Origin of the sequence: Desulfurobacterium indicum (assembly GCF_001968985.1) — a bacterium.
Classification (GTDB): Bacteria; Aquificota; Aquificia; order Desulfurobacteriales; family Desulfurobacteriaceae; genus Desulfurobacterium_A; species Desulfurobacterium_A indicum.
On sequence record NZ_MOEN01000015.1, the window covers coordinates 24,936 to 35,248 of the forward strand.

The window sequence follows — 10,313 nt, forward strand, 5'->3', positions numbered from 1 at the left end:
AATGATAGCAGTCATAGATTACGGTATGGGAAATTTAAGAAGTGTTAGCAAAGCGGTTGAATATGTTGGCGGTAACGTTATTATCACCGACAATAAAGAAAAAATAAAAGATGCCGAAGCCATAATTCTTCCTGGAGTAGGAGCCTTTAGAGATGCCGTTAAAAATCTCAAAGAAAGAGGTCTCTGGGAAACAGTAACAATAGAAGTAAAAAAAGGCAAACCTTTTCTGGGTATATGTCTTGGACTCCACCTTCTCTTTGAAAAAGGATACGAATTCGGTGAAGAAGATGGTCTCGGAATAATAAAAGGAAAGGTGGTAAGATTTGATCTCCCTCACGACTACAAAATCCCTCACATGGGTTGGAATCAGGTTTCAATAAAGAAAAACTCCTCTTTCCTTGAGAGAATAAAAGAAGGTGAATTCTTCTATTTTGTTCACTCTTATTACGTAAAACCGGAAGACAAATCGGTAATTCTCACAACAACCGACTACGGAATAGAGTTTGTATCATCCATTGAAAAAGACAACGTAATAGCAACACAATTCCATCCAGAAAAAAGCCAGAAAGCAGGACTTAAACTTCTATCTAACTTTCTTAAACTGGTAAGGACAAGCTAATGGTTATCTATGGTGTAAACCCAATAATGGAAGCGCTAAGGGCAGATTATCCGATACTCAAAGTTTATGTTGACGAAAAATTTAAGCACAGAGAAATCATTTCCCTTTTAAGAGGAAAAGGCATCAAAACGGTAAAAACCGGAAAGAAAAAACTCTCTGAAATTGCAGGAACCGATAAGCACCAAGGAATCGTAGCAATCGTTTCCCCTGTCGAACCAACGCCTTTCGAGGAACTTGTCGAAAAAACAATAGCAACAAATGGATACTTGCTGTTTTTAGATCACGTAGAAGATCCTCACAATTTAGGAGCTATCTTCAGAAGTGCAGATGCGTTCGGAGCTTCAGGAATAGTTATTCCCAAAGACAGAAGTGCAACCATAACAGACACAGTGGTAAAATCCTCAACCGGTGCTGTATTTTACGTGCCTTTTGCCATAGTAAACAGCTTCCGCCAGAGTCTGTTTAACTTTAAAGAAAAAGGCGGCTGGCTGATAGGACTTGAATCCGGCGGAAAAGACATAAGCAGATACTCTTTTCCTTATCCAGTAGGGCTTGTCGCCGGTTCCGAAGGCAGAGGCATATCAAAACCTGTAAAAAAACTGCTGGACGACATCATAACCATACCGATGAAAGGACATGTTAACTCTTTAAACGTTTCCAATGCCGTAGCCATAGGATTATATTTATTATCAGTCAAAAAATAACGGAGGAAGTTATGGAAAATCTGAAAGGAAAACTTGTATTCATTCAAACAACAGCAGGAGAGGGCGTAATTCCATCTTCAGGTATCATAGGTATTTTAGATGAAATAGGGGATGATTACTTAAAAATCAAAGATGCCGGTATGTTCGCCCTCATTCCTACATCTCAGGGAGCACAGGCTACCATAATGCCTGTAGATCCAACGGCTAACGAACCTGTTGATGCGTTTGTTATGAAATCTCAAATAGTGACAATCGTTCCGGTAGGTGACAGATCCAGAATGAAAGAATTTCATCAGCAGTTCAAGGCTGCAGCTGCCGGAATAGAACTTCCATCAACTGGACTTGACATTTCAAAGATTAAAGAATTTCCAAAAGGTGGACAGGGAGGAGGTATATCCTTAACTTGAAAAATCCAGAATTTTCAGACTTGATATTTTCTCTACCCTTCCCGATTGCAGTATGCGACAGATCGGGAAGGGTTTTCTTTTTCAATCAAAAACTGGAAATGCTTCTGAACCGCTCAAGGAAATACCTTGAAGGTAAAAACATTTCAGAGATACTGTCTGCCGATTTAAAAAAATGGATAGACAAATGCATAACGGAAGGAATAGAAATTCACAATATAGAGGTAAACAGTTTTATACTTTCCATATCTCCGTTTTTCTCAGGAGAAGATATAAAAGGCGCCGTCGTGGCAGTTAAGAAAAAGAAAAATGAAAGCCCGACAGAGCATTTTGATATTTTTCTAAAAGGCATCTCCCACGAACTTAGAAATCCTCTAAGCGGAATGAAAGCCTCTGCAAAATTAATGTTAACATTGAAAATTTTTGACGAAGAATTACTGGAAGTTATCCTTTCAGAAATAGAAAGGATAGAGAGGTTCCTCGATAGAATTTCCAAAAGTTTTGACTTTACAAGCTTAGAATGGTGCAAATACAACGTTCATCGACTCTTAAATGATGTTCTAAAAACATTCAAAACCGTATTTGAAGAAAAGAAAATTGAAATAGACAGACGGTTCGACCCGTCACTACCTGAAGTTTACATGGACAAAGACAGAATGTTTCAGGTTTTATCAAACCTTATTAAAAACAGCATAGAGGCACTGGAAAAGTCAAAAATCAGAAAAATAACGATAGAGACAGGTTATGCCATTCAACCCAAAGGCTTTTACTTCATAAAAATAAAAGACACCGGCAGCGGTATGGAAAAAGAAGATCTTGAAAATCTTTTCACTCCGTTCTTCACAAAAGGAAAAGAGAAGGGAACAGGACTTGGAATGTATATTTCAAAAGAAATAGTTAGCAATCACGGTGGTAAAATAGAAGTTCAAAGTGAGAAAGGAAAAGGCACAACCGTATCCATCTACCTACCAATCGGAGATCTGAAAAACAATGGCAAGAATTTTAATAGCTGACGACGAAAGAAACATAAGGCTGGTTTTAAAAAAATACCTTGAAACCCTCGGACACATCGTTTACGAGGCAGAAAACGGAAATCAGGCTCTTGAAATACTTAAAACAAAAAAACCGGACATGGCATTTTTAGACATAAAAATGCCCGGAATAAGCGGCATAGAACTTCTATCCTACGAAAAGAACATTCCCAAAGTCATTCTCACAGCATACGGAACAATGGATTACACGATAAAAGCCATAGACAAAGGAGCTGTTGAATACATCACCAAACCTTTCGAACTGGAAGAGATAAAAACAATCATCGACAAAATCACATTTTCAACAGAAAAAGAAGAACTTGACGTTATAGACGAAGACGCCATCATAGGCTCCAGCAAAAAGATGCAGGAAGTATTTAAATTAATAGGGAGAGTTGCCAGAACCGATGCAACCGTACTCATAGTCGGTGAAAGTGGAACAGGCAAAGAGCTTGTAGCCAGGGCAATTCATAAGTATTCCAAAAGGGCAAATGGGCCTTTCGTTGCCATAAATTGCGCCGCCCTCCCGACAAACCTGTTAGAAGCCGAACTGTTCGGATACGAAAAAGGAGCATTCACAGGTGCAACTTCAAGAAAGAAAGGGTTTTTCGAACAGGCACACGGAGGAACGCTATTCCTTGACGAAATAGGAGAAATTGAACTTCCCCTTCAATCAAAACTATTAAGAGCAATACAGGAAAAAGAGATAAGACGGCTTGGAGGAGATGCACCGATAAAGGTTGATGTGAGAATAGTTGCAGCCACAAACAGAAATCTTGAAAAAGAAGTAAAAAAAGGACGTTTCAGAGAAGACCTCTTTTACAGACTTAACGTCTTAAAAATAGAGCTCCCGCCACTAAGAGAACGGAAAGAAGACATAATTCCCCTTACAAACTTCTTCATAAAAAAATTCTCAAAGGAATTCAAGCTTCCGATAAAACAGTTAACAGAAAGGGCAAAGAAATGGTTATATTCCTATGATTTTCCAGGAAACGTCAGAGAACTTGAGAACATGATACTTAAAGCAATGCTCCTTTCTCCGATTGATATAATAGATATTAACGACCTTCTGACAGAAAAACAGGAAGAAAAAGCGCCTAATCTACAAGAAGCCATAAGAGAATTTGTAACTTACGTATTCACGGTAGAGCAAAAAGACAAAAACAATCTTTACGACATAGTAATGAAAAGCGCGGAGAAAATACTCATAACGGAAGTTTTAAAACATACCAACTGGAATCAGGTAAAAGCTGCAAGAACACTTGGCATACACAGAAACACCCTTAGAGCAAAAATCAAAGAACTCGGAATAGAAATCCCCCGCAAAAAGCATAAATTCTAAATGTCAAAATCACAAAATTTATAAGGAGTGCGATGATGGGAATGACAATAACTCAAAAAATCTTAGCCGAGCATGCTGGCAAAGAAGAAGTCCACCCCGGCGAATTGATAATGTGTAAGGTAGATATCGCTCTTGCAAATGACGTTACAGCACCTATTGCAATCAAAAGAATAAAAGAGTTAGGTGCGGAAAAGGTATTTGACAAAGATAAAATAGCTCTCGTTCCGGACCACTTTACTCCGGCAAAAGACATAAAGTCTGCCGAACAGGTAAAAATGATGAGAGATTTTGCAAAAGAGTTCAACATTACCCACTTCTGGAACGAAGGAAGAGTCGGTGTAGAACACGCCCTCCTTCCAGAGCAAGGTGTTGTTGTTCCCGGCGATGTTGTAATCGGAGCAGACTCACACACCTGTACATACGGCGCTATCGGTGCATTCTCAACAGGCGTCGGTTCAACCGACATGGCTTACGCATGGCTAACAGGAGAGGTATGGTTCAAAGTCCCAGAACAGATAAAGTTTATCTACTACGGAAAGAGACAAAAATGGGTCTCTGGAAAAGACCTTATCCTTTATGTAATAGGAATGATAGGTGTTGACGGCGCCCTTTACAAAACGATGGAACACACAGGTGAAGCCATAAGAGAACTTCCTATAGATGACAGATTTACGATTTGCAATATGGCAATCGAAGCAGGCGCCAAAAACGGCATAATAGAACCTGACGAAATTACACTTGAATACGTTAAAAATAGAGCTAAAAGACCTTTCAAATTCTACAAGAGTGATCCTGATGCAGAATATTCAGAAATCTACGAAATTGACGTTTCAAAAATAGAACCTCAAGTTGCGTTCCCTCACCTCCCTTCAAATACCCGTCCAGTAACAGAATCTACACACGTTACCATTGACCAGGTCGTCATCGGTTCATGCACAAACGGAAGGATAACAGACCTTAGAATAGCTGCTGAAATTCTCAAAGGTAAAAAGGTCAACCCGAACGTAAGATGTATCGTAATTCCTGCAACTCAGGAAATCTACAAGCAGGCAGCAGATGAAGGCTTAATTGATATCTTCATCGACGCCGAATGCGTGGTTTCAACACCTACGTGTGGACCGTGCCTCGGCGGACATATGGGTATTCTTGCAAAAGGCGAAAGAGCGGTCGCCACAACAAACAGAAACTTCGTCGGAAGAATGGGACATCCTGAAAGTGAAGTTTACCTTGCTTCTCCTGCCGTTGCAGCAGCATCAGCTATTCTTGGCAGAATTGCTCACCCTGACGAAGTTCTTTAAAAATTCAATCGCCGGGGAATTCCCCGGCTTATCTTCTCTTTTCTTGGAGGGGGCATTGCGAATAACAATCACAGGAACGCCAGGTACGGGGAAAAGTACAGTCGCTCAAATACTCTCTAAAAAACTATCTCTTCCGCTGTACAACTTAAGCGATCTTATAAAAAAGGAAAAACTTTACACCAGTTACGACGAAAAAAGAGACGCATTTATCGTAGATATTGAAAAATTAAAAGAGTTTTTCGAAGAAAAAAAAGATTTTATAGCAGAAGGACTTATCGCCCACTACATACCTTCAGATGTTATCGTGATTTTACGGGCAAAACCGGAAGTTATCATCTCAAGACTCAAAGAGAGAAATTATCCTCAGGAAAAGCTTAATGAAAATGCCGAATCTGAAAGAATCGCATTCTGCGCAAATGAAGTTTTCGAACTCAGACCAGCACCTGTCACAATTCACGTAGATACAAGCACCAGAAAGCCTGAAGAAGTTGCAGATGTTATAATAGAAGGAATTAAAGAAGGCGGCTTGATAGAGGAGATAGACTGGCTGGAGGATTAATGGGGTATTTAAAATATGACATCAGCGGACTTAATTTCAATCCAAATAACTTAGAAAAAGAAATAACAAAAATCAAAAAAACCTTAGAAATAAATAAAAAAAATATGCCGTTTCTCTCCTGCTTCTCAACCAGGGTAAAAAAGATAAAAGAAACCTTAAGACGTTTCAAAATGGATTTTGACAATATGTTTGTAATAGGTATAGGTGGATCTTCCCTTGGCATACAGGCGATATATGAAGCCATACACGGAAAGTATAAAATAGGTGGAAGGAAGCTCTACTTTCTTGAAAACATAGACCCTTTTAACATACACCAGATATTTCAGAATGCTCCATGGGACAGAACTGTTTACTGTGTTATCAGTAAATCGGGTAAAACGCTGGAAACAATTTCAATAATGAACCTCGTTCTTCACGAAATGAAAAGGAGGGGGTTCAGAGACCTGAATCGGCGATTCATCTTCATATCAGGCGAAAACACTCCGCTTCACAAATTGTCAAAAGAGCTAAACGCTCCATTTTTCCAGATACCGAAAAGTATCGGAGGAAGATTTTCTGTCCTGACACCGGTAGGGCTTGTTCCTTCAGAATTTGTTGACATAGACCCTTACGCTCTGCTTGGCGGTGCGATGGAAACGGTCGAAGAGATAATAAGAGAGCCCCTCCATCCGTCTCTTGTGTCCGTGTTTACCCAATACATTAATTACAAAGATGGAAGGAACATAGCAGTTTTGATGCCTTACTCTGACTCTCTCCGAAAATTTTCTGATTGGTGGGTGCAACTCTGGGCTGAAAGTCTCGGCAAAGACGGAAAAGGGCAGACACCTCTTCCGGCCGTCGGAACTGTTGACCAGCACTCGCTACTCCAGCTTTTCATTGACGGTCCCGACGACAAGTTTTACCAATTTATAAAACTTAAAAGTTACGGCAGTAATTTTGTCCTTCCAGAAAAAACAGAAATTCTCGACTTTATAGGAGGAAAAACCGTCTCCGAAATTGTCCATGCCGAATTTGAAGGAACGGTGGAATCCCTTAAAATGAAAAAACGGCCTATGTGCACGATAGAAATAGACAGAATTACACCTGAGGCCATTGGCGCTCTTTTCATAGTTTTCATGATAAAAACGGCAATAATGGCACATCTTATAGGTGTAAACCCTTACGGGCAACCGGGTGTTGAAATAGGAAAGAAAATAGCAAAAGAAAAATTAGGCGGTAGTTAATGAACACAAGAGAAACTGCCGTAAAAATCCTCTGCAACTTTGAGAAAGACCTGAAACTTAAACCACACTTTGAATCACTGACAAACCATCTAAACTTTAGAGACAGAAGCTTTGTAAGGGAGCTGACTTCCGGTACCGTTAGATTTTTAAAGCTTCTGGACTTTTCAATAGAAAAGGTTTCCGGAAAGAAACAGAAAAAGCAAAAACCCTTTGTAAGAAACGCTCTCCGAATTCTGGCTTACCAGCTTTTTTTCATGTCAGTTCCACCGTATGCAGCATTAAACGAAACGGTAGAAGCGGTGAAAAAATTCAACAAAAAGAGTGCCGGTTTTGTAAATGCTGTCGGTAAGAAACTGATAAAGTTTGACTACAAAAAAGAAATCCAAAACATCCCGAATAAAATCGAACGGATTGCAACACTATTTTCTTTTGAAACATGGATGGTAAAAAGGTGGAAAACCTTTTATCAAGATTACATCGAACTTCTTGAAGGACTGAACAAAACACCATCTCTTTTTTTAAGAATAAACAGGATAAAAACATCGCCAGAAAATTTCGCAAAACTCCTTAAAAAAGCACATGTAGAATTTGAACCACATCCTTTCCTGCCCGACATGTTCAGAATAAAGGGAAAAGTAGAAATAACCTCAATTCCGGGCTACAAAGAGGGATTTTTCTACATTCAAGATCCTGCTTCTTTTCTATCGGCAGTTCTACTAAATCCACAACAAAATGAAAAGATACTTGACATAGCCGCCGCGCCCGGCGGAAAAACGACAGCAATAGGTTCTTTAACAGAAGGAAAAGCCGAAATCACTGCTGTTGACATAGACGAAAAGAGATTAAAGCTTCTAAAAGAAAACGTCCAAAAGGCAGAACTAAAATGTAAAATCCTCCTTGAAGACATAACAAGAGAAACTTCCCTTCCGGAAAACTACTTTGACAGAATACTTCTTGATGCACCGTGCAGCGCAACAGGCGTAATAAGAAGGCACCCGGAAGGAAAGTGGAACAAAAGCATGGAATTAATAAAACACAATCGGAAAATACAGCAAAATCTCCTTAAAAGTGCCTATAAACTCCTGAAATCTGGTGGTCGATTACTTTACAGCGTCTGCAGCCTGGAGAGAGAAGAAGGCGAAGAAAACGTAGAATACGCAATCAATATAGGTTTTAAACCAGCCGATTTTGATATAAAATTTGAAGATGTGGGAGCAAGTTGCGAAAACATGATAAGAGTATTTCCCCACAAAAACAACACAGACGCTTTCTTTTACGCCATATTTACAAAATGAGGAGGGGACATGGCAGAAGTTGAAAGACTAAAATTAAAAAGAGAAGTGATGCTTAAACTTATCAAAGCCCTGATAGACGGTGAAGAGCTTGAAAAAGTCTCCGAAATAGTCAGTATGGATCCGAACCTATCATTAAGACTTCTAAAATTTATTAACTCACCATACTTCGGTTTGAGAAAAGAGATAACCTCCATCGTTCAAGCCGTAGCTTATCTCGGATACCAAAACCTTAAAGATTACATTTTTGTTCTTTTAACATCTTCGCTTCTTAAATCAGCGGATAAGGACGAAATCGCCAAAATACTCAAACAGGCATTCGCGATGAGATACGTCGCCGAAAAACTCATTCCCGCCCACGCCGATGAAGCATTCATGGTGGGACTACTCGATCCTGTCCTCAAAGAAGTCGATGAAGCAGAAATCAAAAAGATACTACAAAAAGCTGGCGTCTCTGACAACATCGTGATGGGGCTTCTTGACGAAGATAGTTCTCTTTACAGAATAAAAGAATTCACAAAGAAAATTCTTTCATTCTGCGAAAAAGTGTCAAGAAACGAACAGGCTGACTTAAAAGATACAGAAGGTTTATCTTTCAGCGAAATAGACGAAATATGTAAAAGGGCAGAAAAGGACGCAAAGGCCCTCGTATCTGCCCTATAAAAGGGAAACAAAAAACCAAACACAGGCGCCCTTTAAAGGGCACCTTTTTTTTATTTAATGCAAAGTCTTGAAAATTCAAGCCAATATCCCTAAATTCTATGTTAGAAAATTTAAAATAATATTTTAAGGAGGGAGCTATGGCTATCGTCGGTTTCGGAAAACTTGAAACACTTTTCAGAAAAGCGGCCGGACTTGACATTGACAAGAACAAGGCAAAAGCAATCACCGATATCGTTGAAAAGAAACTTTACGACCTGCTTCTCATAGGAGAGAGAAATGCCAAGTATAATGGGAGAGATGTAATATGGGAATGCGATGTTCCACTTACAAAAGGATTCCTTGAAACTATTCAGAAATTTAAAGAACTGGAAGAACAACTTGAACTGCAAGATATACTGGACTTTCTGGCAACTCAACCACCTCTAAAATATCCACTTGAGGCAGAGCTTGAAAACAAACTCCCGGAAATCGTAGGAACACTTCTGTTCATAATCGCAAGAATCATAAAAACTGTTGACGAAGGTTGCCGTCAACCATCAACAGAAGATATTGAAAGAGCAGGTAAAATTCTCGATCTAACAATGTAATGAAGGGGGCCACCGCTCCCTTCTAAATCCTCTTCAACCAGTAGAGCAGGTTATCCGGCGAATTTTCAGAACCCTTTAAATACTACAAAGACTTTACACCGTCCAAACAAACGTTTCCGTAAGCATAGGTAGTGTACGATATTTTGTGTAAGCTTGAGAAATGGGATAACCTCCTGGGGAACACCCCACAAATACCAACCCCAGGAGGCAAAAATGGAACTACAGAAGATTTTACCAGACCTAGTTAAGGAAGTGGTAAAGCAAACCTTAGAGTCAATCATGACGGCTGAAAGAGAAGTGTTTCTTAAAGAACATGGAGGAACAAAGAACGGCTTTTACGTTAGAAACTTAGATACTGTTATCGGTAAGCTTGAAAATCTGAGAATTCCAAGAGATAGAGAGGGAAAATTCAGAACAAAGTTGATAGAACCTTATAGAAGAAGAGATATCAATCTTGAAGACTTAATACTTGGGATGTTTGCCTCTGGTATGAGTGCAAGAGCAGTAGCCCAGGCTCTTGAAAGCGTGTTTGAACTTAAATACTCACCCTCAACCATAAGCAAAATATCGCAGGTAACCTTAGAGGAAATA

At 39.4% G+C, this 10,313-nt stretch carries 12 protein-coding genes; all 12 read left to right on the forward strand.

Features of this window, described 5'->3' with window-relative positions:
* Position 1: 1 nt before the first annotated feature.
* Positions 2 to 619 carry an imidazole glycerol phosphate synthase subunit HisH gene (gene hisH, locus BLW93_RS05030; protein ID WP_076713007.1) on the forward strand — a complete coding sequence of 206 codons (618 nt, stop codon included), beginning with the start codon at positions 2 to 4 and terminating at the stop codon, positions 617 to 619.
* Entirely contained in the window at positions 619 to 1,323 is a 705-nt protein-coding gene (rlmB, locus tag BLW93_RS05035; protein ID WP_076713008.1) for a 23S rRNA (guanosine(2251)-2'-O)-methyltransferase RlmB, read from the forward strand. Before hisH ends, rlmB begins: the two co-directional genes overlap by 1 nt.
* Before the next feature lie 11 nt (positions 1,324 to 1,334).
* Positions 1,335 to 1,730 carry a hypothetical protein gene (locus BLW93_RS05040; RefSeq protein WP_076713009.1) on the forward strand — a complete coding sequence of 132 codons (396 nt, stop codon included), beginning with the start codon at positions 1,335 to 1,337 and terminating at the stop codon, positions 1,728 to 1,730.
* Positions 1,727 to 2,740, forward strand: coding sequence for a two-component system sensor histidine kinase NtrB (locus tag BLW93_RS05045; RefSeq protein WP_076713010.1), 1,014 nt, complete (start codon positions 1,727 to 1,729; stop codon positions 2,738 to 2,740). Before BLW93_RS05040 ends, BLW93_RS05045 begins: the two co-directional genes overlap by 4 nt.
* Positions 2,718 to 4,100: a sigma-54-dependent transcriptional regulator gene (locus BLW93_RS05050; protein ID WP_076713011.1), complete on the forward strand. Its 1,383-nt coding sequence runs from the start codon at positions 2,718 to 2,720 to the stop codon at positions 4,098 to 4,100. The genes BLW93_RS05045 and BLW93_RS05050 overlap by 23 nt, the downstream gene beginning before the upstream one ends.
* 35 nt (positions 4,101 to 4,135) lie before the next feature.
* Complete coding sequence (gene leuC, locus BLW93_RS05055) at positions 4,136 to 5,398, forward strand: 3-isopropylmalate dehydratase large subunit (RefSeq protein ID WP_076713012.1); 1,263 nt, start codon at positions 4,136 to 4,138, stop codon at positions 5,396 to 5,398.
* A gap of 55 nt (positions 5,399 to 5,453) precedes the next feature.
* Positions 5,454 to 5,957: an adenylate kinase family protein gene (locus BLW93_RS05060; protein WP_076713013.1), complete on the forward strand. Its 504-nt coding sequence runs from the start codon at positions 5,454 to 5,456 to the stop codon at positions 5,955 to 5,957.
* Positions 5,957 to 7,180: a hypothetical protein gene (locus tag BLW93_RS05065; RefSeq protein WP_076713014.1), complete on the forward strand. Its 1,224-nt coding sequence runs from the start codon at positions 5,957 to 5,959 to the stop codon at positions 7,178 to 7,180. The genes BLW93_RS05060 and BLW93_RS05065 overlap by 1 nt, the downstream gene beginning before the upstream one ends.
* On the forward strand, positions 7,180 to 8,475 hold the full coding sequence (rsmB, locus tag BLW93_RS05070; protein WP_076713015.1) for a 16S rRNA (cytosine(967)-C(5))-methyltransferase RsmB: 1,296 nt from the start codon (positions 7,180 to 7,182) through the stop codon (positions 8,473 to 8,475). Before BLW93_RS05065 ends, rsmB begins: the two co-directional genes overlap by 1 nt.
* Before the next feature lie 9 nt (positions 8,476 to 8,484).
* A complete protein-coding gene (locus BLW93_RS05075) occupies positions 8,485 to 9,135 on the forward strand; it encodes an HDOD domain-containing protein (protein WP_076713016.1) in 651 nt (216 codons plus the stop codon).
* Positions 9,136 to 9,272: 137 nt separating this feature from the next.
* Positions 9,273 to 9,722, forward strand: coding sequence for a DUF1931 family protein (locus BLW93_RS05080; RefSeq protein WP_076713017.1), 450 nt, complete (start codon positions 9,273 to 9,275; stop codon positions 9,720 to 9,722).
* A 153-nt stretch (positions 9,723 to 9,875) separates the two neighbouring features.
* Positions 9,876 to 10,313 (forward strand): transposase (locus BLW93_RS05085; protein ID WP_245791970.1); only part of this gene is annotated, 438 nt, incomplete at its 3' end.

What these genes read in the sequence shown, in the direction of transcription:
- BLW93_RS05065 (WP_076713014.1), top strand. Translation starts at nt 5,957, where the DNA reads ATGGGGTATTTAAAATATGACATCAGCGGACTTAATTTCAATCCAAAT.
- rlmB (WP_076713008.1), top strand. Translation starts at nt 619, where the DNA reads ATGGTTATCTATGGTGTAAACCCAATAATGGAAGCGCTAAGGGCAGAT.
- BLW93_RS05050 (WP_076713011.1), top strand. Translation starts at nt 2,718, where the DNA reads ATGGCAAGAATTTTAATAGCTGACGACGAAAGAAACATAAGGCTGGTT.
- BLW93_RS05080 (WP_076713017.1), top strand. Translation starts at nt 9,273, where the DNA reads ATGGCTATCGTCGGTTTCGGAAAACTTGAAACACTTTTCAGAAAAGCG.
- rsmB (WP_076713015.1), top strand. Translation starts at nt 7,180, where the DNA reads ATGAACACAAGAGAAACTGCCGTAAAAATCCTCTGCAACTTTGAGAAA.
- BLW93_RS05075 (WP_076713016.1), top strand. Translation starts at nt 8,485, where the DNA reads ATGGCAGAAGTTGAAAGACTAAAATTAAAAAGAGAAGTGATGCTTAAA.
- hisH (WP_076713007.1), top strand. Translation starts at nt 2, where the DNA reads ATGATAGCAGTCATAGATTACGGTATGGGAAATTTAAGAAGTGTTAGC.
- leuC (WP_076713012.1), top strand. Translation starts at nt 4,136, where the DNA reads ATGGGAATGACAATAACTCAAAAAATCTTAGCCGAGCATGCTGGCAAA.
- BLW93_RS05040 (WP_076713009.1), top strand. Translation starts at nt 1,335, where the DNA reads ATGGAAAATCTGAAAGGAAAACTTGTATTCATTCAAACAACAGCAGGA.